This window comes from Stenotrophomonas maltophilia group sp. RY12688 (assembly GCF_052149045.1).
Taxonomy (GTDB): Bacteria; Pseudomonadota; Gammaproteobacteria; order Xanthomonadales; family Xanthomonadaceae; genus Stenotrophomonas; species Stenotrophomonas sepilia.
The window spans coordinates 2,114,328-2,135,807 of the sequence record NZ_CP197389.1 but is presented as its reverse complement, the minus strand read 5'-3'; the positions used below and the strand labels follow the sequence as shown (position 1 = coordinate 2,135,807).

The following is a 21,480-nucleotide window of genomic DNA, read 5'->3' as shown; positions in this document are numbered from 1 at the left end:
TAGTGGGGTAGAGAGCATGAGGAGTCATGAGTACGTCCTGCTGGACGGGATCAGCCGAGCGAAGATTGGCCGCTACTTGGGGACGGTGGCGGCGGCCATTTCAGCGGGTATTGTTTACTTAGTCCTACGGGTGATCGATCTAGCTGGAAGGTACGGCCTACCTGCGCATCTGACGCCCTCGGTGATGGCACTCATCGGAGCTGGTACCGTGTATCTGATCCTCTATTGGCTATTCGACCGCCATCTCTGGCGCATACCTTGGCTGGCAGGCTTGCTAAAAGTCCCCGATCTGCAGGGGCAATGGCGGTGCGAGGGCACTTCGTATGGCGGGGCAGACAATGCGTCGGCCCGAGACTGGACGGGTACCGTGTCCATCGCCCAGAGCTGGGATAGATTACGCATCCGCTTGACCACCGAGCAATCCGGGTCCGACAGCGTGGTCGCAGCACTGTTGCACGATGAGGCTGGTGGCTACCGGCTGTTTTACAACTATCGCAATGATGCACGCATCGATCAGCCTGAGCTTGCTAACCACGTGGGTTTCTGCGACATGACTGTGAGCGCGGACCAGCAGCAGGCCGAAGGTGACTACTTCAATGGACGGGGACGCGCGACCTACGGTCGAATGCGCTGGAGGCGCCAGCCATGACCGCGATCGATCAACGGCTCCAGAAGCTACGCGCCAGGAGATCGGGCGCTGACCGCGCCACCGCAGTGGCCACGGATCAGCAGATTGAGATCCTGCGCAAGCAGCTGCTGGGGGAGGCCTATGAGCGACGGGCCGGGGGCAAACCCTTCACCCGCTACGCTTTGGGTGCCATGCAGGAGGTCGATCCCGACTACACGCGTATCAGCGTCGAGACCGCCAAACGTGTCGAAAATCAATTGCGGCAGCGGTTAGCGGCCGAAGGGCTCAGTACCACCTACCGCTTGCAGGGTTCTGTGCCGTTGAATGTTCACATTCGAGGCGTCAGCGATGTGGATCTGCTGACGATCGGGCTAGGCTCGTTGTATTACGCACCGGCCGGCGTGCGGGCCCAGCGCGGTGATTACGCCCCTCCGCTGCGCGACACGTTAGCGTTGCTGTGCGATCTACGTCGCATGAGTGAGCCAGCCTTGCGCGCCGCCTTCCCGGCGGTCGACGTGGACACGACCAACGCCAAGGCCATCAAGCTCAGCGGCGGCTCGCTGGCTCGCCCTGTCGATGTCGTCCCGGCGGTCTGGTGGGATACGGTGCAGTACCAGCTCAGTGGCCTGGAACATGATCGCGGCGTCTCGATCTACCACAAGTTTGACAACGTCACGATCGATAATCTTCCATTTCTCCATATCAAGCGGGTGTCAGACCGAGACGTTGTTGCGTTCGGCAGCCTTCGCAAAGCTATCCGGCTGTGCAAGAACGTCAAAGCCGATTCAGAAGAGGAGGGCAGGGTGATCGGTTTATCCAGCTTTGAGATCGCCGGCTTGCTCTATCACGCGGACCTGACCGCGCTGCGCGCCGGTGCGCAATGGGAGCTGGGCATCCTGGCGGAAACGCAACGGCACTTGGATTGGTGCTATCACCATCCCGCAGAAGCTCAAGCGCTGATGACGCCCGATGGCTCGCGGCGTATTCTGGACACGCCCGAGAAAGTCATCGCGTTGAGGCAACTATCGATGGAGATGGACAAATTGTAGCGGCAGGTGGCGCGGGAACAGAATGCGGTCCTGTACTTGCAGGAATCTCCAAGCCTGGAAAGCAGCCGCCGCGCGGTGGAGCAACTGATCGTCCGATGAGAATGGCGCGCCCCGGCCGTATTCTCATCGGGGCCGAGGCCAGGAGCGCGGCCATCAAACCGGTGTGTGGCCGCGTTGGTGGTGGCCCTGCCTGTCATCGTCCTGGGCGAATTCTAGCCGGGTGTAGCGGCAGCGCCCCATTCCTGCGCCTGGCGCGCAGTGAGCGACAACCAAGCCAAGCCCCTCAGGCAACAGTTCGCAGCCTTCGGGCGCAATCAGAAGGTTGCCCGGGAGAGAAAAACCGGCCCAAGGGCCGGTCAAGTCGATACTGTGGTGCGGGTCGAACTCAATCAGGCCGCGATCTCATCCCTGGCCGGGCCTGAGGACGCCGGCAAAAGCCGAGCCACAGGCCTAGCCATTACCATGCGGAGCCAGCAAAAGCCCAGATTCGGCGGATACGGCATTTCGCATAATGTATATTATGTTCAGAATGATGCGGGGGTGGCTGGCACGGCTTTTGCCTCGCCCCCTGTCCCTGTTGCGGCATGGAGCCTGATTGTGCGTGATCGGAACCTAACCGGCCCTTGGGCCGGTTTTTCGTTTAAGGCTGGTCGACTGGTCACACCCGAAGGCCGCGAGCTGGAACCGCAGGACCTGGCCTGGCTGTCGCTCACTGCTGCACAGGCACAGGAATGGCGCCGGATGATGGAGAACGGCCGCCCGATCGGCAAACCTCGGAAACCCTTGTCCGTCAACGCCGCCAGCGTGGTGAACCTCTCCGATGCCCTGGCACAGCGCCGGAAAATGCGGTCATCGGTGGCGATGGCTGGCCCCGACGCCGAGCCTCCCGCAGCAGTCCTGCCAGTACCGGGGCCGAAACGCCGCCAGCGCGTGTGAGGCGCTTCCGTAGGGGCGCTGCCCCTACACCCCGGCATGCGCGGAAAAAGTGTCAGGTGTCGGAGAACCAAGAATGCGTTAGGAACCCGAGGGGCGCGCGTATCGGCCATCGCGCGTACAGACCGGCAAACCAGCCCACTGCAAAGCAGCCACCTGACGCGCGAACCATACCACGGCGCAGCCCGGCTACAATCCGCACAGGACGCCTTGGGGAGCCGTATGGAGCGCGAACGACCGGAGTACCTACAACCCATCCCGCGCGCACGCTGGGAGTTCCCGTGGCTCGGCCTGTGGGCAGTACTGCTACTGGGCATGGCCGGTGCTGGAATTTGGCTGCACCTGAAGACAGGTGACGCATGGAACGCACGATTCGCGCGGAACACCGAAGCAGCGCCACCGGTAATGCCACGCAATGCCGCGATCCCTCCGCCCGGCGTGATTGGCGAAGCTGAAAAGCAGGCAAAAATCGCGGAAATTCGACTGCGTCGAGCAGCTGCCGAAAGGGATGCCGAGGCGAAAAGGCAACGCGAGGAACTACGCTGCATCAGTGGCGTTGCGTTCCGCCGTATTCCTGGGGGCTGGGAGAACGTACCGGGCGAAACCTGCCCGTGAACGATTAGCTTTTCCTGCGCGCCTGCTGACGCGCGAACGCCCAATCCATCCATCGGGCAACCCAGTAGTGAACGTCGAGATAGCGGCGCAGGTTCATGGCCGCAGTATAGGCGCCAGCAGCCCAATGCACGCAAGGTGCGCAACGTAGTAGCCGTAGAAAGCCCACCTGCCACGGGGCATCAGCCACGCCACCCGAGACAGGCCCAGCGCCACCGGAATCGCCGCCAGCGCCCACAGGTTGCCGTTGAACCAGCAGATCGCGGCGAATGCCGGAACCAGCAAACAGTGCTGGCGCCGATGGAAGGCCAGCCATGCCAGCAACACGAACCCTACCCCGGCCCACTGGTAGTCCACGAACAGGGGCAATAGAGCCGCGGCTAAAGCCAGGCCTGCCCACCTACGTTGGCCGGCTGCGTAGATGACAGCAGCACACAGCGCGAACGTGAGCAGGATGTTCAACGGCAACCAGTATCCGAACGCCAAGGCATGCACGGGCTGCGCGACCAGCCCCCACAGGCCGAGCCTGCGCATCGACTTGACCACGTCAGCGCCGGGTTGGGCGAGGTTGTAGGCCATGACCAGTGCGAACAAGGGGAACGCTACCCTGCCCGCCTCGCTGAGACCTGGCACATAGCCACCGTAGATGACCTTAGCCACGTGGTCGCACGTCATGAGAACCACGGCCAACCACTTCAGCACTTCGCGGGCGCTGCTGGTCATAGTTTGTTCGGTCCCGGTGCCGTGGTCATGTAGCTATCGGTTGGGAACGGCGGCGACTCTGGAAAGCTCCCCATGGCCCGCTCTACGTGCTGGACCACGCTGCCCGTCACCGCCACCGATTCCACCGGGCGTGGCTGGCTTGCCGCGTCAAACCGCTGGTCCCGCCGATCCTCAGACCGCTCCCGATATGGGTTGTAGACAGGCCCGTTGCGCGCAAGCGTGCGGCACTCGGGCTGACTCAGTTCATATGCTGTCCCTTGCTCAGTGAGGCAACGGCAGCTCGCCTCTTGGCGCACGCCCTGCGCGTCCAACCCTTCCATGGACGACATGCACACCAACTGCGGATCGGATCGCGCCTGTCGATCATCGAATACCGGCGCAGTCCAGGGCATGGTGCTGATGCGCGGCAAATGGTCCTTTGCATAGGCAGCGGCTGAGGGCCAGCGCGGAGCGTCTTCCTTGCGCGATCCGCCGCCCGGCGGCGAAGGGGCCGCATCGGCTAACGCCGATTGCGTCCCTTCTTTGCCCGCGCCAGCTGTGAGCGCAGATGGAACGAGAGACCGGTAAGCCAAATAGGCGCACACAGCGCCAACGACGATCACTGCCGGAAGCAGCAGCACCCTGAACGGGATTCGCGCCTTAATCGTATGTACCTCAGCGGACTTGTACTGTCCGAACACCTGCGAGGGCAACAACCGTGTGGTGCGCTGGGCCATATCCCGCTTTGCGAGTGACTTGATTTCCTCGTTGAGTTCGCCCCAGCGATAGACGTCAAGCATCTTCGTTCCGAAGCGCCGCACCACGTGCGAGTGCGCACCGATAAGGCCGCGCACGAACGGATACAGCTGGTTCGGCTGCTGCGTGGTCCACACGAAGTCCAGGCCACGGTGCCGGTGTTCGGCCAGCTCCAGCACGTGCCTCGGTGTCTGCTGCCGAGAGGCATCATGGAGATGGCCGAACCACTTCCACGCTTCGTCCACGAAGATCAGCGAGCCGTCCGGAACGATGTAATTGCCCTCAGCATCCTTGTCGTTCCAGTGCCGCGCGTCATCGAGCACAGTGGCAAGGCCGGGATCAAGGCCATCGATGCCGATAGCGAAAATCGGACGAGTCGCCGCTTTTGCTTCCGCAACAAGGCGCTCCATCATCAGCGCAGTTTTGCCGTTGCCGGGCTGCCCGGTGAACAGTTCTATTGGCATGTCAGGTCCGCTTCGTCAGGAACGTCTTAGCGGCGCCGACAGCGAACTTTGCCGTCACAGCGGAGGCGATCATCGTGCACGCCACATCGAATTTCATAATGCCGGCATAGGACACCACCAGCGCGCCCCACTCACCACCCGGCGCACCGGCACGCATTGCGTCTTCCATCTGGCTGATCCATGGATCTACAAGGAATTCATTAGTTGCCCAGGAGATACCGAGCCAGACCATCGCCTCGGCCACCCATGGACCCCACTTTGAACGGAACAGCGCAGCGAGCGCGGTCAGCAACGTACTGATGAGCATTGGCATGGCTAGGCATCCCTACTGGCGATGATTCGGAGACAGAACAGCGCGGCGAGGCCCACGACGAAGTAGCTGCCGAGGCCAAGCCACCGGCAAAGCGGCGTAATGTCGAACGCGATGGTCTTGCCCATAACGTCAATCGCTGGCGGTTGCGGGCATCCCCTGCCCCAGCCATAGCCCGATGCATCAGGCCGCGTTGGTTGTCCGCTACTCGGCGTCCAGACATCGGAAGCGGGCCGATCAGCTGGTGTTGTGACAGAGCCTCCCGTGCCGGTGAGCGCGTCACGAATCGCCTTTACGTCTCCGTCGCCACCGCCAGAACCCGTATTGCTCGCCATCTTTTCCAGCGCGCAAGCCGAGCGCCACTGCATCAGGAGTCCGGCGTACTCCATGGCGTCACACTTCTCACCCGTGCAAACAGGCATCGTGCTGCACAGGCCACCGGCTATATTTCGATTCCTACGCGTGTTGCACTCAATCCGCCATTGAATACGTGCCTGCCCGCACATGATCGGCGAGCCGCTGCACGAAGGCGGAGAGCTGCAGTCATCGCCCCCTGAAAACGTGTCCTTATCGCCGGGCTCATCCGGCTTACCGTCGCCGTCGCCATCCTTCTTGCAGGTACCATCGGGCCCGCGAACCTCACCACTGGCGCATTGACCATCACCAGGTAGGCATTTTCCGTCCGGCGAGCGCACCTGGCCTGCCGGGCATTCGTTGTCCTTCTTCTTGCACGTGCCGTCCGACTGCTGCGCCATGCCATCAGGGCACGGCTCAGGCGCGCACTGCCCGAGCGAATTTTGCTTACCACCGTCCTTGCACTTTCCATCGTCCGGCTCGCACGCGGACATACCCGCGTTCCAGTGATAGCCGGGGAACTGGGCGTTGCACTTGTCCTCATCATAGTTGGAGCAGATGCCGGGATCGGACGTATACTTGCCGTTGAAGTAGCCATCTCCGGTCGAGTACCAAGCCTGCTTACAGCCGGCGTTGCAGGTCACCGAGCCGTTCTTGGGCTTGCCCCCGTTGAGGTACGGATATGGCCCGTTCCAGTCGGGACGGCTCGCGCAATCCTTGCCTTCCGGGAAGCCGTGGTTTGAATCCTTATACGGCTCGAACGCCAAGCCACAGCCACGCGGGCCAGTGGACCCCGAACCGATAAACGGCTGCTGACAGTTGAACATGTTTGTGCCGAGCCTCGTACATGTAGCAGCGCCATACGAAGTATCGGTAGGTGTGCTGGCCGCCAGTGCCATGCAACCAGCGTAGGCCGCGCCTTCGTCGGGGTACCAGACGGTGGCCTGGGCAGGTTCCGAGTACAGGAACAGCATTGCTGCCAACGCGAGCAAAAACGCGCTCAGAGCGCGGCTGCATTTGAATGGCAAGAGCATCAGCTGAAGTCCACAAAGATGATCGCGCAAGCCACCAGCCATGCGCAGAGCCAGATCCACCCTTCCATTCCAAGCCCCCTGCCCTGTCCAGGGCATTGAAAGACCGGGGGGAGGGAGTCGGCCCTGCCCCCCGGTTGCCGTTACATCGCGCGGCGCACCCACTTGTAGACCTTGACGCCGACCAGCACCATCAGCACAGCGGCGCCGATCTGGCCAACGGGGCCGAGCGCGGCGTTGATGGCCGTGACCACCGGCCCCACGTCCACGCCACCACCACCCGAGGCGAATGCAGGCGCCGAAACCAGCGCGGCGGTGCCGGCAGCCGCCAAAGCGGTGCCCTTACCCTTCAGGGCGTTGAACATCTTGTGCATGTGTCCTCCTAGGACTGTTCGATTTTCTTGCGGATGAGCCGGAACACGTACGCGACAGCCCACAGCAGCGCGATCTTTGCGCCGATGGCCTGTGCATCCTCAATCGGCAGTTCCGGCAGTAATGCCGGTTGAGGAATCCAGATCACAGCCGTGCAGGTCCCCGTGGCCGTGTCCAGGTCGGCTTCGCGGCATGCGGGGATCAGCACGGCCATGGCTTACGGCTTCGCCTGCACGGCTGCGGCCTTCGCCTGCAGCGGAACGAGGTCCACGTAACGCTTCAGGATCAGGTCGCCGTACTGGCTGAGTGCGAACGACTGCGGGTCAATGTCGTATTCACCCGGGGGGTACGGCGGGCGCGAGCCCAGGCCGACACGGAACGGCAGCTCGAAGCCGTTGCCGAAATCGAGGCCGACCATCTGGGAGCGGATGATGGAGTTGGTCTTGCTGTTGTGCCGTTCTTCGACGGCAGCGGACTTCACGCGGCAGATAGGCATAGTTCTTCTCTCACATAGCGATGGAGTGGTTCACCCTTTGCAATGCCGCGAAAACGTCCGGGGTGACCGTCACGGACGATGCGGGCCAACAGGAAGTCAGTGAACGAATCACCGAACGCTCCATGCAGAACACTGAGGGCCGGGCCTACTTGGCGCTCCATCCAGAGCACCATTGCCTCGGCAGAAACTTCGACGTGCTTGCGGATCGTGCGCAGTCGAGTGCACACGCCCTTGATGAGGTCCTGCAGCGCGCTGTACGAACCGCGCAGATACGCGCCGGGGTTCAACAGCACATCCAGCGGGATTTCCATGTGCTTGCCGTACAGGCGCACTTCCGCGCGCACCCAGCGCGAGGACGGCAGGCCCTCGGCCTTACCCTTCTCGTATACGCACAGTTCCTTGTGGCCCTTGCCACCGACGTACAGCGTGCAGCCGGTGTTGTGACCTTCATCGGAAATGAAACGGTGACGTGGAGGGCAGCCGCCCTCGGTAAAGCCGCCTTGCGCGGCAACCTCGCGGAGCGCATGCACGTCCAGGCGTTCGCCTTCGTAGTCGTCGTGCGCGCAGTCAACGCGGGTAATCTTGGCGTCCAGCATCGCGCACTGCTTGTAGACGCGCGCCCAGTCACGAATCCACTTGCAACCCATGCCGGTGAGGCTCAGGCAAACGGTGCTCTTCTTGCCCCCGATGCCGACACGACCAACCACCTCGTTTTCCCGGTCGATGAGCACCGCCGACTGTTCGTAGAAGTTCCAGTTCTTCTCGCGAATGGCACCGGCAACAACCTCGCCACGGAAGCCGAAGATGCGGAACAGCAAGAGGTCCAGTTTCTTGCAGTTCACCTCTTCAAGGGCGGAGAGCGGGACCACAATGGTCAGGTAGTCAATGATTGCGTCCTGCTGACCCTTTTGGCCCGTGTTACTCCCCGGGCCAATCTCCGCCGCCGCCCTCTGCCCCTTTTCACCGGGCGAAAGCGGGGAAAAGCCCCCTGCCCCGCCGCTGACGGCCATGCGGAAGCGAGCGCGATCAACGGCCATTGCCAGCCCCCTTGCCTCGCAGCACGAGCACGAGCGTCCAGTACAGGGCTGTCAGTAGGACGCCCCCGATCAGAACCACAACCAACGGATCGCGCAGGAGTTCACCCACGGCAGCCACCGTGGCGTCGGGACTGGTAGCCGTCTTCGTCCTGAGCGGTCCAGCCTGATGCGGCCAGTTCGGCGCGTGCCTGGACGACGATGGCCGCTTCCTTGGCACGCTGGACGGCTGCACGATCCCGCCGGTCCAGCAGCCACGACACGATGCGAGCGGCACCGATGGAGACGGCGGCAATAGCGCCCAGCAGCGCAAATGCCAGCAAGGGCTCGGTCATGCCAAAATCCCCCAGTTCACATCTTCGGCGCCTGGAGAGCTATGGCTAAACAAACCTATTTCTGGATCAGATTGTGCGCTGCGTGGAAGAGCGTTTCGACCGAGAGCACGATCCTCTTGGCCTCGCTGCTGGCGATCCTTGGCATCATCGCAGCGGGACTCTTCAGCCCCTTCGGGCTGTCGGTCTTTGAAGACGCGGGCTCTGCTGCGGATTGGTTTGCAGCCGTCGGCACCTGGGTAATCGGATTCGGGGCGATGCGACTGGCAGCAGGTGATCGCGAGCTCAAACTGCATGAGCGACGAGAGAAGCGCCTCAGGGAGGCAAAGGCGGAACACACGCGCCTCCGAGAGATAGCCAGTTGGCTTGTACCTATGCAGTTGCAGCTGATGACGGTGACCAGGAAGCTCCGTTCCGCAGAGGACAGAGACGCCAATAGGGCGCATCCAATGCTGAAGCATCTCGCTAATCACATCGTTGAAATGAAGTGGGGCGCTGAACAAGAGGGCGTCGTCAGCGATGCCACTGCAAACGTCGTGTCCAAGGTCCGCTACGTACTTAGAAGACTCAACGACGTTATTGCGCTCTACGACAACTCTTTGCGGCAAGAACTGAGCGACACAAGAGAGAAAGAAAGTGGCCGGTTGCTGGACGAAGTGCTTACGTATGTCGACCTCGCTTACGGCGTCTTGGTCGAAATGCAGAACGCCTTGAACGACGATGCGAAGAGATCCAACGCTCTTATCGACACGCTGGGTGCTCGAATCGCAAGGGATGATCGCAAGCTGACTGATTGATTGCGTGTATCCGGAATCCATTGCAAAACGGACCACGACGTGCCCTCCCTCCCCAAGTACCCCCAAGGGGGCCCGCCAGCGGCCTTGGGGTGCCGGTGGCGGGCGTATGCGATCCCGCATACGGGGTCGATGTATAGTTTCCCGAATACACCCTGTCAACGGAATCGTGTACATGGACGCCGTCAACCAGCTGCTCGACCAAGCCCGTGTCGGAACAAATCTCCCTTCAGACAATGCTTTAGCTCAGCGCATGGGGGTCACCCGCGCCGTCGTCTCGAATTGGCGACAGGCCCGGAATCCCATTCCTGATGAGCGAATTGCGCAGCTTTGCGCCATGGCAAAGCTCGATGGACCGGCATGGACGGCACGCATCCATGCTGAGCGGGCGGCATCCCCGGCCGAGCGCGCGATGTGGAAATCGATGTTGGACAGGTTGAGCGCGGCTGCTGCGGTCGTCGCGCTGGTAGCGCTGTCGATGCCAGGTCTCGCGAACGCAAAAACCGGCCAAATTCAGGCGGTTAGCGGTACCGAGAACGGCGGTATGTATATTATGTTCATTACGCCATTGCCCGATCCAGGCTTCACCAGTCACGCCCCTGATCCACTCCAGGCGCCGGCCTGATTGTCAGTGATTCGATCACTGCCAACCGCCCTTTGGGCTTCCCTCAACCTCTGCAGGAATGGCAAAGGATCTTGCGGATCTGACAGTGGCGGGTAAAGACGGCTTTGCGGGCGTAGTTTTGCCGCTGATCTTGCCGTGGCTGCACGCCAGCCTGGCAAGAGCGCTTTCGCCGATTCGGCACCAACAACCGAGGCCTCAGGAGCGCGTTCTGGCACCCCAGCCGTAGCCACTCAATGGTCGTGACGCGTCACGCTATTGGGCCGTTCCATGCCGGCGAGCTCCATGCCATCTAGGCGCGGGACCGCGTCGATGCGCTGAGGATGAGCGCCACATACGCAATCAACGTGCCGGCCGGCAAACCCCAAACCTCCATCTCCCAGTTCCTCCGGTACGGGGATGGGCCTGTCACCGCCCAAACCAACAGCAAGGCGGCCGTCACCAGCACCGTCCTGTTGGCGATGGAAATGAGCTTGTCTGCAGATTCATGGCCCAGATTGGGATCCCATCCGAAGAGCCAACGCAGGCGCTTCCAGTAGTCGTGCCCCACAGCCAACAGAAGGAGGAACGCGCCCGCCAGCAGACTCAGCAAAAACTGTACCAATGGATTCAAGGGACATCCTCAGGAATTGTGCAGCCAGCTCGGCTGGATATCGCCGACCACGCGCGGCGGACGCATCGCATCACAGGAACCTGTGCATCACAAAGACATCCACCAGACCCAGCGTCCCATGCCGGAACGCCTTGGGTAACGTACCGACCACCTCGAACCCCAGCTTCCTGTACAGTGCCACCGCCGGGGCATTGGTACTGACCACGTAATTGAACTGCATGGCGAGGAATCCTTCCGCCCTCGCCCGTTCCAGACTGTGTTCCACCAAGGCCCGGCCCACGCCCTGCCCCTGTGCGAAAACATCCACCACATACGTGGCGCTCGCCACATGCGCCCCCAGATCAGGGAAGTTCGGGCCCATCTTGTACATGCCCACCACCCGGCCCTGCAGAACGGCCACATAAGGTGTCTGCGACAGGAACCAATGCGCGCGAAAGGTTTCGACCTCAAAAGAGGAGGCAAAAGGCAGCGCATCCTGCGCCGCAATGGCCGCCTTGAACATGCCCCACATCGCGTCGAAATCGCCTGCACGGGCGGGCCGGATCTCCATGCGTCTCCTGCAGATCTGTGGTGGTGACCAGGCCGGACACTACCAGAATCCAGCGCCTGCCCCGTAGCTGCTTCACGCGCCACCGCCATCGGCTCCGCAATAGTTGTGGAAATTCCGGCCCTCAGAGCAGTAGATGTCTCCTGTTTCCGTGCACATCCCGCAGCGGCTTCGACGGTGGCGCGTTCCCGCGTACGTCCTGCTGGGCATCTACCTGCTGTACCTGCTGGCCGGCAACATCTTCCTCAATACCCCGCTGTTCGATCAGGTCACCAACCGCAAGCCGCACAAGTTCGTGATGACCACCGGCCCGGCCATCACGCTGCTGCCCGGCCATGTCATCGCCTGGAACGTGCACATGCGCGGCCACGTGAACCACACGGTCTACGTGCTGCATGCCGAGCGCGCCAGCGCCCGGTTGGCGGTGCTGCCCCTGTTCCAGCGCGAGGTGCGGGTTCCGCGCTTGCAGGCGACGGGGGTTTCCGCCGAGATCAGCCGCGTCGAAGAAGCCATCCCGCCACCACCGCGCAGCGACCGCGGCTGGACGCTCCGTTTCGACGCCATCCACAGCGACAGCATCCGCAGCGCACGCTTTGGCAAGTTGCTGATCATTGGCAAGGGCCGGGGTACGGTGGGCTTTCTCAAGCAGCTGCGCGGCGGGCCGTCGGAGCTCTTCGAATCCGAGGTGGCGTTCAGCGATGCGGACACCAGTTTTGACGGCGTGCAGCTGTTGGGCGACATGGATCTCACCGCGCGCTTCAGCTATCCGCGCCACTATCGGGACCAGGCGCCCGGTCTGGCCAAGTTGAAGTTGCTGCATGCCCAGCTTGAGGTCGACGCCCGCAGCCAGGGCCTGCGCATGGACACGGATGCCACAACGCCGAAGATCTCCAGCGCCCCCGTGCCCGGACGCCTGCAGCTGGCGCTGCACCTGATCGACGGCCAGCTGCAGCCCGGGGACCGCGCCATCTGGCAGGTGCCGCTCTACCTGGGTGATGGTGCCCCCAATCGCGGCGTGCTGGCGCTGCAGCTCAATGTGTCCAACGACCTGCGCCTGCAGGCCCGCCTGCCGCCCAAACCCGGCTCAGGCAGTGAAGTGGATGCGGATCTGCACGTCCGTGGCCGGGACATCCCCTTCCAGCAGCCCGCCCAGCTGCTGGAACGCAGCTCTGGTACCGTGCGCGGCGAATGGACGTTCACTTCGCTCAACTGGATCCCTGCCCTGTTCGTTCGCAAGCCGTGGCTGCAGCTGGACGGCGGTGGCACGCTGAAAGCGGATCTGCGCGTGCGCAACGGCGAACTGATCGAAGGCAGCACTGTGGACATTCCGGCCGCCGAAGCCGTGGCCGAAGTCGCCGGCGTACGACTGGCGGGCACGGCCAGCGCCCATGGCGAACTGAAGGCCGGCAGCCCCAGCCAGGCACAGCTGGCTGTCCGGCTGCCACGATTCACTGCACGGCCAACCGATGCCAAGGATGTGCGCCTGTTCGACGGCCGTGATCTGGCCCTGGACCTGAGCGGCGATGGTCGCCTGCAGGAGCTGCGCAAGGGTGTCCGCGCGCACCTGCGATTCAGCCAGGCAACCATTCCCGACCTGGCCGCCTACAACCGTTACCTGGGCTCGCCGCAGGTGCGGCTGCTCCGTGGCACCGGCAGCCTGAGCGGCGATGCCACGCTCGACACCGATGGACGCGTCGGCCATGGCACTGCCCGGCTGCTGGGGCGCAATGCCAGCGCCAAGGTGGCAGGGCTGGACATGGGCGGCGACGTCGACGTGAAGGCAACACTGCGCCGCGGTGACTTCAATCAGCGTCATTTCGATCTGTCCGGCACCACCGTCGAACTTCGCAATGTGCAGGTGGCGGGCGCAGAGCGGGCAAGCGCATGGAAAGGCCGCGTGGCCTTCAAGCGTGGCCGCATCGACGCGCAGTCGCCCTTCCAGGTCGATGCCACCACGGATCTGGATCTCAGCGATGCCCGGCCGTTGCTTGCACTGTTCGCAGAGCGTACCGACTACCCGCGCTGGACCCTGTCGCTGTTGGATTCCGGCCAGGTGCAGGCACGGGCGACGCTGCGCTGGCGCCCGGGCCATCTGATCATCGATGGACTGCAGGCCGAGAACGATCGGCTTTCGGTACGCGCGCGGCTGGATCTGCTCGACCAGCGCAAGCGCGGTGATCTCTATCTGCGCTGGGGGCTGCTGGGTGCGGGCATCGAGCTGGACGGTGACCAGCGCCAATGGCACCTGGCGAAAGCAAGGGAGTGGTTTGACCAGCGACCTTCCCTGCTGCCAGCGAGCCAGGGAGCGGGTGCCGTCGGTTCTTCAGATTGAAGGCCAGCAACCTGCATCCGTTCGCTGCCCCTGTGCGTAGACAGGCAGCACAAGCATCAGGGAGCTGCACGCTATGAAGCGGAGTTCACAGGTTTCCGGATTTCTGGGATGGGTGGCGATCACCTTCGTCGCGGCAGCCTTGGGGGCGTGGGCGTCCACGTCCGCGGCAAGCTTCTACGCTACCCTCACGCTTCCGGCATGGGCGCCACCGGCCAGCGTCTTTGGTCCGGTGTGGACGCTGCTCTACGCCATGATGGCGGTTGCCGCGTGGCTGGTCTGGCGCGAACGTGGCTGGCGCGGGGCACGACCCGCGCTGCTGCTCTATCTGGTGCAGCTGGCCGTCAACGCACTGTGGAGCTGGCTGTTCTTCGGCTGGAAGCTGGGCGCGCTTGCCTTCGCCGACATTCTCGTATTGATCGTGTTGGTGTGCGCGACGATCGTCGCGTTTGCGCGTACCCGCCCGGCCGCGGCAGTGCTGCTGCTTCCCTATCTCGCCTGGATCCTGTTCGCCTCGGCGCTCAACTTCGCCGTCTGGCGGGCCAATCCAGGGCTGCTGTGACACGCGGATCCAGCGTTCAGGCCTGGGCCACGGCCTGTGGGCACCAGGTCCGCAACAGGCCCGGCTTGAACGCCTGCTGCCCGCAACCGGTGGGGCACCGCACCACTCGCGCTGCAGTATGGCTGACCAGGCCCTGCCCTTCTTCTGCCTTGAAGATCGTCTCGCAGGAAAGGCAACGCGCTACCAGCGAGTACAGGTGCAGCAGCCGGCCACTGGCTGGATCCTGCAGTGCATCCACATCCAGCAATTCAAATTGGCAGCTGTCAGGGAGCATACGGTACTGGGGCGCGGGTGCGGTCTGCAGGTTCACGGGCGTGGCATCTGTTGGAAGTGCAGTCACCGTAGGGCAGCCGCTGTCTAGCTGGCGTGCAGCGCAGATGTGCTGGCCGCGAAACCTGCACCGGTCTCTGCATCGAAATCTGCTAGGGTGCGCGCCGATGCCTACATCCACATTGCCAGCACAACCCGATCACCCCATTGCCCTCAGCGCCGCCCTGAAAGCGCACACCCGAGCGGCCCACGATCGCCTCGACCAGCACCTGTTGCAGCAACACATCTTCGCGTCGCGCCAGCGTTACCTCTGCTTCCTGCGCGTGCAATGGCACTTCCATAGCGCTGTTGCGCCGCTGTACCGGATGCAGGATCCGGGCGCGACCCGCTTGCCGCTGATCGAGGAGGATCTTCGCGACCTCGGCGCTTCCATGCCGGCACCCCATGCCTGGCAACCGCAGCCGCATGTGTTCTCGAAAGCGACTGTTCTGGGCTGGCGCTACGTGGCGGAGGGCTCGACGCTGGGGGCGGCCGTGCTGTTGAAGATGGCCGCTGCGTTGCAGCTTCATGCCGGATACGGAGCGCGCCACCTGCGCCCTTCCAACCTCGGTGTGGCCGAATACTGGAGACGCGAGCGGGAGGAACTGGATGCCCTCGTTTTAAGTGGCCAGGAGCGCGCACAGGCATGCAGGGGCGCGACAGACGCCTTCCAGTTCATCCGTCGCTGCGTAGATGAAGAATTCAGGTTTGAATGAAAGACCCTTCACATTCACGTGGTGGTATGCGGCGGCACGCTTTTGCTTCACCATCCATGCACACCGGATGCAGTGCTGGGCCGTTCCAGCCATCCACGAATCATGAGTCCCGCCCTTGACGCCTCCTACCGAATCCGCGCACGACACTGCCCTGTCCCGTTGCGCGCGCGAACCGATCCACACCCCTGGCGCGATCCAGCCCTACGGTGTGCTTCTGGTCGTTGAACCGCAGTCCCTGCAGGTACGCGAGCGCGCCATCAGCCACCCCGGGCTGCTGAAACAGTTCGGCGAACCGTTGATGCAGCACGTCAGTGAAGTGCTGGGCGGCGTGCTGGCACCGTTCCAGGGCGTGTTGCAACAGGCGACGGTGGGCAGCAGCGCGCATGTCGGTGCGGTGCACCTGGATGGGCACGGCCGCCATCAGCTGCTCGTGCACCGCTCCGCCACGGATCTTCTGGTCGAGCTGGAGGCGCCGGTTCCCGGCCAGCCCGGTTCGCTGGAAGAACTGTATCCAGCCATCCGCGAGCTGATGACCGGCATTGAATCGGCAGCGACGGTGGAAGACCTGTGCAGGCTTGCGGCCGCGCACATGCGGCGGCTCACCGGCTTTGACCGCACCCTGGTCTATCAATTCGATGCTGGCTGGAATGGCATCGTGGTGGCCGAAGATGGCAATGGCCTGTTGCCGTCCTACCTGGACCTGCGCTTTCCCGAGTCGGACATTCCCGCACAGGCCCGCGAACTGTACCGCCGGAACCGGGTGCGCCTGATCGCAGACAACAACTATACCCCTACCCCGCTGATGCGGGCCGAAGACCACCGCGAGGCGCCACCGACCGACCTGAGCCTGGCCGTGCTGCGCAGCGTGTCCCCCGTGCATCTTCAGTACATGCGCAACATGGGGACCGGGGCGTCGATGTCGGTGTCACTGGTACATGAGGGGCGGTTATGGGGCCTGGTGTCCTGCCACACCGTGCAGCCACGCCGCCTGCCCTACCACGTGCGTACCGCCTGCGAGTTCATGGGCCAGATCCTGTCGCTGCAGATTGCACTGAAGGAGCGCGCGCTCGCGATTGAAGAACGCGTCGCGCGTCGCTCGATACTGGTCAAGCTGCTGGGCCGCATGGCCGGCGACGAAGAATTCATGGCGGCCCTGCGCCAGGACGAAGGCAGCCTGCTGTCGCTGACCGGCGCGGCCGGGGCTGCCATCGTGCACAAGGGCGACTGCATGCGCGTGGGTGAGTGCCCACCGGCCAGCGACGTGCTGGCCCTGGCCGATTGGCTGGCTACCCGGCAGGCCGGGCAGGAAACCTACTGCACCGACCACCTTGCCGCCGACTGGTCGCCTGCCGCGCACCTGGCCGATGTAGCCAGCGGCCTGCTGGCAGTGTCCATTTCGCAGCTGCATGACAGCTACCTGATGTGGTTCCGGCCGGAGGTGGTGCGAACCGTGCGCTGGGGGGGAGACCCCCGCAAGACCGCAGCGCCCGGCGTCGCACTCTCCCCGCGGAGCTCCTTCGACGCCTGGAAAGAGACCGTGCGGCAGCGCAGCCTGCCGTGGACCGACGCCGACTGCGATGCGGCACACGAGATGCGCACGGCCATCGTCGATATCGTGCTGCGCAAGGCCGAGGAGATGGCGGAACTGAACGAGCAGCTCCTGCGCAGCAACAAGGAACTGGAAGCCTTTTCCTATTCGGTCAGCCACGACCTGCGCGCCCCCTTCCGCCACATCGTGGGCTATTCGGAGCTGCTTGGCAGCTCGGCGGGCGACCGCCTCAACGAGACCGAGCGCCGCTTCCTGGATACGATCGTCGATTCAGCAAAGTCCGCCGGCACACTGGTGGACGACCTGCTCAGCTTCTCGCAGATGGGACGCTCCACGCTTGGGCGGGTGCGTCTGGACATGGCTGCGCTGGCCGAGGACGTGCGCCGGAGCCTGGCGCTGGATTACGCCGGCCGCGACGTGCAGTGGACGCTCGCGCCGCTGCCGGAGGTGGAAGCCGACCCGACGATGCTTCGCCTGGTCTGGCAGAACCTGCTGGGCAACGCGATCAAGTTCACCCGCGAGCGCGAGCACGCGATGATCGAGATTGGGCACGGCCGCAGCGACGACGAAGATCACTTCTTCGTGCGCGACAACGGCTGCGGCTTCGACATGCGTTACGTCGACAAGCTGTTCGGCGTGTTCCAGCGCCTGCATCACATCGAAGAGTTCGAAGGCACCGGCATCGGCCTGGCCAACGTGCGCCGCATCATCGGCCGCCATGGCGGCCGTACCTGGGCCGAGGGCGAGCCCGGCAAGGGCGCGACCATTCACTTCACCCTACCCCGCTCCACAGGAGAACACCCATGAGGGACCTGCGGCCGATCCTCCTGGTAGAGGACAGCCCCAAGGATGCAGAGCTGACGATGGCCGCGCTTGAGCGCTGCCAGCTGTTGAACGATGTCATCCATGTACGCGACGGCGCCGAAGCGCTGGATTACCTGCGCTGCGAAGGCAAGTTCGCCGGTGCCATGCACGGCGGCCCGGTGGTCGTGCTGCTGGACCTGAAGCTGCCCAAAGTCAATGGCTTGGAGGTACTGGAGCAGGTCCGTGGCGACCCGTACCTGAGCAGCACGCCGGTGGTGATGCTGACCTCCTCGCGCGAAGAGCAGGACCTGGTGCGCAGTTACGAACTGGGCGTCAACGCATTCGTGGTCAAGCCGGTCGACTTCAAGGAATTCTTCGACGCCATCCAGGGCCTGGGCATGTTCTGGGGCATCACCAACCAGCCGCCACCGCATCGGCCCAACGGTTCGGGGCAGCGCAATGCGTGATGGATCGCGCCGCAGCGAGCGCCTGCGCATCCTCATGCTGGAGGACAGCGCGCTTGATGCGGAGCTGATCAGCGCCCAGCTGCAGCGTGCCGGCCTCGATTTCGAGGCCGAGCGCCTGTGGACCCGCAACGCGTTCATCGAGGCCATCGAAAACCGCCCGTTCGACGTGATCCTCGCCGATCATGTCCTGCCAGGCTTCGATGGTGACGCAGCACTTGCCCTGGCGCGCGAGCGCGTGCCGCAGACGCCTTTCATCTTTGTTTCCGGCACCCTGACCGAGGAACTGGCGGTACAGGCACTCACGCGCGGCGCCCGCGACTACGTGGTGAAGCAACGCCTGCAACGCTTGCCCGACGCCATCCGCCGCGCTCGCCAGGAGGCGCACGAGCGCACCCAGCTGGCCAATGCGCAGGCCGCGCTGAACGAAAGCCAGGCCCAGCTGCAGAAGGTGACCGATGCCGTCCCGGCGCTGATCGCCCAGTTGGACAAGGACCATCGCTACCGGTTTGCCAACAAGGCGTTCCTGGACTGGCATGGATTCAGCCTTGCAGAACTGCTGGGTCGGCCGGCTCGGGATGTCAGCGGCATTTCCGCCTTCGAGCACGCCCTGCCCAGCCTGGAACGCGTACTGCAGGGCGAGCGCACCCGCTTCCAGGTCGAACTGATCCATCGCAGTGGCGAATCACGATTCGTGCAGATGGACTGCGTGCCTGAGCATGCCGCCGATGGCAGCGTGGCCGGGTATATCTGCCTGGGCAGCGACGTCTCGCTGCTGAAACAGGCCGAGCTGGCCCTGCGCGAAGACAACCAGCTGCTCGAGCAGCAGGTACAGGCACGCACGGCCGAGTTGCGCGCCAGCAAGCGGCGCCTGCAGACGATCTTCGAATCCAGTTTCCAGCACCAGGTGCTGCTGGATCTGTCCGGACGCGTGGTCGATGCCAATGACGCGTCACTGGCCGCGGTGCTGGCAGACAAGAAGGACGTCGTTGGCCAACGCTTCGCCGAATCGGTCTGGTTCGGCACCACCGAGGGCATCAGCGCGCTGATCGATCGGGCCGTGGCCGCAGCCGTACAGGGCCGCAGTTCACTGCATGCGCTGGAACTGGAACTCCCGACCGGGCGGCGCAGCTTCGATTTCTCGTTCCGTCCACTGCTCGATACGGAAGGGGTGGTCACCGCTGTGGTCTCCGAGGCCGTGGAAACCACCGCGCGCGTGCAGGCTGAGCATGCCCTGCGCCAGTCGCAGAAAATCGAGGCGGTCGGCCAGCTCACCGGCGGCATCGCACATGATTTCAACAACATCCTGACCGTCATTTCCGGCAATGTCGAGCACGCCATGCTGCTCAGTGAAAGGGCTGGCGAGGCCGGTGCGCTGGTGGGCCGTGCGCTGGACAATGCGCTGAAGGGGGTGGGCCGTGCCGCCAGCCTGACCCAGCGCCTGCTGGCGTTTGCCCGCCGCCAGCCGCTGCGCAGCCAGGCCGCCAACCTCAACGAGCGCCTGCTGGACATGCACGACATGCTGCAGCGTGCGCTGGGTGAGCTGGTGCAGTTGGAGATCCGCAGCGCCGAGGACATCTGGTGTGTCGAGATCGACGTCAGCCAGCTGGAGGCCTCCGTACTGAACTTGGCGGTGAATGCCCGCGATGCGATGCCGCACGGCGGCCGGCTGGTGATCGAGGTCGACAACAGCCACCTCGACCACGACTACGCTGCGCTGTTCCCGGATGCGACGCCGGGCGAGTACGTGATGCTGCGGGTGCGTGACAACGGCCACGGCATGGATGCGGCGACGCTTGCCCGGGTCTTCGAACCCTTCTTCACCACCAAGCAGGTTGGCCGTGGCACCGGCCTGGGCCTGTCGATGGTGCACGGGTTCGTCAAGCAGTCAGGCGGCCACGTACTGATCGATTCGGTGGAAGGCGGCGGCACCAGTATCACCATGATGTTCCCGCGCTCACCGCTGGCCCTGCCCTCCGAAGCGCGTCCCCCGCAGACCGGCCTGGCGGGCTACTCGCCGCGCGAGGAAACCATCCTGGTGACCGAGGACAACGACGATGTCCGCGCCCACACGGTGGATGCACTGCGGCTGCTGGGCTACCGGGTATTGGAAGCCCACGACGGCCCCTCCGCACTGCGGCTGCTGGAACGCCCTGATACCAAAGTGGACCTGCTGTTCTCTGACGTGGTGATGCCCGGCATGTCGGGCTGGGAGCTGGTGCGTGAAGTCCGTGAACGCTGGCCGGAAGTCGCCGTCCTGTTCACGTCGGGCTATCCGCGCGACCACGACCAGGTGGGCAGCCAGGGACGGGCCGTTGCACTGCTGCCGAAGCCGTTTACCCGCAGTGACCTGGCGACGGCGGTGCGCACCGCGCTGGAGACGGTGCCACTCTGAGATCAGGACGCCGGATCGCGCGCGCCAGCAGCGATCCGGTTGATGTCCGCGCATTCCACCGTGCCCGGCGGATGCTCCCGCCCGGCCAGTGCGATCATCGCCTGGCCCAGCGCCAGATTGCTGGTCATCAACGACGGCGCAACGGCGCCGGCCAGCTTCATCAACGGCGCGCCACCCCAGTACAGGGGCTTGAGCAAGCCGTGACGCGTGCCGGTTCCCGGCACCGGCCGGACGCCCCCCGGGCGCAGCATCACCGAGCGCATCGGCAGGGCCTGCAATGCCACCTCGGTCTCGCCCTTGATCCTCAACGGCATCAATCTGCTCTGTGGATCCGCGCCGGCACCGGATACATACAGGAAACATCCCTCGGGATTCGCAGTTGCCCAGGCGCGGGCCACCGCCAGCGTGATGTCCCGGGTCACGCGTCGATACTCGGCCTCAGCCGTGCCGACCGGTGGCGCACCGGCACAGTAGAAGCATGCGTCGAACCCGGCCAGTTCATCCGAGCGCCCCTGGATATGCAGGAAGTCAGGAACAACCAGCTCCCTACCCGCTCCGCTGAGGCTGCCCGGGCGCCGCACCAGCGCGGCCAGATGGCCGACCTGCGGCGAGCGCTGGCAGGCCAACGCCACGCCCTGCCCGACCAAGCCCGAGGCACCGGTCAACAGAATCCTCAACGCACCTTTCCCGGCCATGGTCGCAC

The 21,480-nt window shown here is 63.9% G+C and carries 25 protein-coding genes; 12 read left to right on the top strand and 13 right to left on the bottom strand.

Annotated features, from left to right (window positions below; genetic code table 11):
* Positions 1-16: 16 nt before the first annotated feature.
* The 4 genes from ACS0OT_RS10055 (at position 17) to ACS0OT_RS10040 (ending at position 3,225) form a co-directional block, all read left to right on the top strand.
* Positions 17-649 carry a Cap15 family CBASS effector gene (locus ACS0OT_RS10055; RefSeq protein ID WP_442256379.1) on the top strand — a complete coding sequence of 211 codons (633 nt, stop codon included), beginning with the start codon at positions 17-19 and terminating at the stop codon, positions 647-649.
* A complete protein-coding gene (locus ACS0OT_RS10050; RefSeq protein ID WP_442256377.1) occupies positions 646-1,677 on the top strand; it encodes a hypothetical protein in 1,032 nt (343 codons plus the stop codon). The genes ACS0OT_RS10055 and ACS0OT_RS10050 overlap by 4 nt, the downstream gene beginning before the upstream one ends.
* Positions 1,678-1,935: 258 nt before the next feature.
* On the top strand, positions 1,936-2,613 hold the full coding sequence (locus ACS0OT_RS10045; RefSeq protein WP_442256375.1) for a DUF3653 domain-containing protein: 678 nt from the start codon (positions 1,936-1,938) through the stop codon (positions 2,611-2,613).
* A gap of 219 nt (positions 2,614-2,832) precedes the next feature.
* On the top strand, positions 2,833-3,225 hold the full coding sequence (locus ACS0OT_RS10040; protein ID WP_164229417.1) for a hypothetical protein: 393 nt from the start codon (positions 2,833-2,835) through the stop codon (positions 3,223-3,225).
* 93 nt (positions 3,226-3,318) lie between these two features.
* Here the strand turns inward: ACS0OT_RS10040 and ACS0OT_RS10035 are convergent, their stop codons facing one another.
* From ACS0OT_RS10035 to ACS0OT_RS09995, 9 genes are all read right to left on the bottom strand, one after another.
* A complete protein-coding gene (locus tag ACS0OT_RS10035) occupies positions 3,319-3,945 on the bottom strand; it encodes a TraX family protein (protein WP_164229418.1) in 627 nt (208 codons plus the stop codon).
* Positions 3,942-5,144: a zonular occludens toxin domain-containing protein gene (locus tag ACS0OT_RS10030; RefSeq protein WP_164229419.1), complete on the bottom strand. Its 1,203-nt coding sequence runs from the start codon at positions 5,142-5,144 to the stop codon at positions 3,942-3,944. Before ACS0OT_RS10030 ends, ACS0OT_RS10035 begins: the two co-directional genes overlap by 4 nt.
* A gap of 1 nt (position 5,145) precedes the next feature.
* The gene (locus ACS0OT_RS10025; RefSeq protein ID WP_049405310.1) at positions 5,146-5,457 is read right to left on the bottom strand and encodes a DUF2523 family protein; all 312 of its coding nucleotides are present in this window, start codon (positions 5,455-5,457) and stop codon (positions 5,146-5,148) included.
* Between the two features lie 2 nt (positions 5,458-5,459).
* Positions 5,460-6,902 (bottom strand): virulence factor TspB C-terminal domain-related protein, encoded by a 1,443-nt coding sequence (locus ACS0OT_RS10020; protein ID WP_164229420.1) that lies wholly within the window; start codon positions 6,900-6,902, stop codon positions 5,460-5,462.
* 80 nt (positions 6,903-6,982) lie between these two features.
* On the bottom strand, positions 6,983-7,213 hold the full coding sequence (locus ACS0OT_RS10015) for a major capsid protein (RefSeq protein ID WP_164229421.1): 231 nt from the start codon (positions 7,211-7,213) through the stop codon (positions 6,983-6,985).
* 8 nt (positions 7,214-7,221) lie between these two features.
* Entirely contained in the window at positions 7,222-7,425 is a 204-nt protein-coding gene (locus ACS0OT_RS10010) for a hypothetical protein (RefSeq protein ID WP_065184837.1), read from the bottom strand.
* Between the two features lie 3 nt (positions 7,426-7,428).
* A complete protein-coding gene (locus ACS0OT_RS10005; RefSeq protein ID WP_231109266.1) occupies positions 7,429-7,692 on the bottom strand; it encodes a G5P family DNA-binding protein in 264 nt (87 codons plus the stop codon).
* A complete protein-coding gene (locus ACS0OT_RS10000) occupies positions 7,689-8,744 on the bottom strand; it encodes a replication initiation factor domain-containing protein (protein ID WP_164229422.1) in 1,056 nt (351 codons plus the stop codon). The genes ACS0OT_RS10005 and ACS0OT_RS10000 overlap by 4 nt, the downstream gene beginning before the upstream one ends.
* A gap of 101 nt (positions 8,745-8,845) precedes the next feature.
* Complete coding sequence (locus tag ACS0OT_RS09995; protein ID WP_164229423.1) at positions 8,846-9,076, bottom strand: hypothetical protein; 231 nt, start codon at positions 9,074-9,076, stop codon at positions 8,846-8,848.
* A gap of 41 nt (positions 9,077-9,117) precedes the next feature.
* Here ACS0OT_RS09995 and ACS0OT_RS09990 point away from each other — a divergent pair, with 41 nt between their 5' ends.
* Both ACS0OT_RS09990 and ACS0OT_RS09985 read left to right on the top strand, forming a co-directional pair.
* Positions 9,118-9,870, top strand: a complete 753-nt coding sequence (locus ACS0OT_RS09990) for a hypothetical protein (protein WP_164229424.1) — start codon at positions 9,118-9,120, stop codon at positions 9,868-9,870.
* A 166-nt stretch (positions 9,871-10,036) separates the two neighbouring features.
* Complete coding sequence (locus tag ACS0OT_RS09985; RefSeq protein ID WP_442256370.1) at positions 10,037-10,492, top strand: DUF3693 domain-containing protein; 456 nt, start codon at positions 10,037-10,039, stop codon at positions 10,490-10,492.
* Between the two features lie 289 nt (positions 10,493-10,781).
* Here the strand turns inward: ACS0OT_RS09985 and ACS0OT_RS09980 are convergent, their stop codons facing one another.
* Positions 10,782-11,102 carry a hypothetical protein gene (locus tag ACS0OT_RS09980; protein WP_139727083.1) on the bottom strand — a complete coding sequence of 107 codons (321 nt, stop codon included), beginning with the start codon at positions 11,100-11,102 and terminating at the stop codon, positions 10,782-10,784.
* Between the two features lie 70 nt (positions 11,103-11,172).
* Entirely contained in the window at positions 11,173-11,652 is a 480-nt protein-coding gene (locus ACS0OT_RS09975) for a GNAT family N-acetyltransferase (protein ID WP_139727082.1), read from the bottom strand.
* A gap of 133 nt (positions 11,653-11,785) precedes the next feature.
* Here ACS0OT_RS09975 and ACS0OT_RS09970 point away from each other — a divergent pair, with 133 nt between their 5' ends.
* Both ACS0OT_RS09970 and ACS0OT_RS09965 read left to right on the top strand, forming a co-directional pair.
* A complete protein-coding gene (locus tag ACS0OT_RS09970; RefSeq protein ID WP_139727081.1) occupies positions 11,786-13,981 on the top strand; it encodes a hypothetical protein in 2,196 nt (731 codons plus the stop codon).
* 73 nt (positions 13,982-14,054) lie between these two features.
* The gene (locus ACS0OT_RS09965; RefSeq protein ID WP_065184851.1) at positions 14,055-14,540 is read left to right on the top strand and encodes a TspO/MBR family protein; all 486 of its coding nucleotides are present in this window, start codon (positions 14,055-14,057) and stop codon (positions 14,538-14,540) included.
* A 16-nt stretch (positions 14,541-14,556) separates the two neighbouring features.
* On the opposite strand, the gene ACS0OT_RS09960 is transcribed toward ACS0OT_RS09965, so the two are convergent.
* On the bottom strand, positions 14,557-14,850 hold the full coding sequence (locus ACS0OT_RS09960; protein WP_065178588.1) for a hypothetical protein: 294 nt from the start codon (positions 14,848-14,850) through the stop codon (positions 14,557-14,559).
* A gap of 127 nt (positions 14,851-14,977) precedes the next feature.
* Between ACS0OT_RS09960 and ACS0OT_RS09955 the strand changes: the two genes are divergently transcribed.
* The 4 genes from ACS0OT_RS09955 (at position 14,978) to ACS0OT_RS09940 (ending at position 20,777) form a co-directional block, all read left to right on the top strand.
* Positions 14,978-15,565: a biliverdin-producing heme oxygenase gene (locus ACS0OT_RS09955; RefSeq protein WP_176556917.1), complete on the top strand. Its 588-nt coding sequence runs from the start codon at positions 14,978-14,980 to the stop codon at positions 15,563-15,565.
* Positions 15,566-15,680: 115 nt separating this feature from the next.
* Entirely contained in the window at positions 15,681-17,921 is a 2,241-nt protein-coding gene (locus tag ACS0OT_RS09950; RefSeq protein ID WP_329888896.1) for an ATP-binding protein, read from the top strand.
* The gene (locus ACS0OT_RS09945) at positions 17,918-18,385 is read left to right on the top strand and encodes a response regulator (RefSeq protein ID WP_005416517.1); all 468 of its coding nucleotides are present in this window, start codon (positions 17,918-17,920) and stop codon (positions 18,383-18,385) included. The genes ACS0OT_RS09950 and ACS0OT_RS09945 overlap by 4 nt, the downstream gene beginning before the upstream one ends.
* Entirely contained in the window at positions 18,378-20,777 is a 2,400-nt protein-coding gene (locus tag ACS0OT_RS09940; protein WP_329888897.1) for a response regulator, read from the top strand. Before ACS0OT_RS09945 ends, ACS0OT_RS09940 begins: the two co-directional genes overlap by 8 nt.
* A gap of 2 nt (positions 20,778-20,779) precedes the next feature.
* Here the strand turns inward: ACS0OT_RS09940 and ACS0OT_RS09935 are convergent, their stop codons facing one another.
* The gene (locus ACS0OT_RS09935) at positions 20,780-21,472 is read right to left on the bottom strand and encodes an oxidoreductase (protein ID WP_065178597.1); all 693 of its coding nucleotides are present in this window, start codon (positions 21,470-21,472) and stop codon (positions 20,780-20,782) included.
* Between the last annotated feature and the right edge of the window lie 8 nt (positions 21,473-21,480).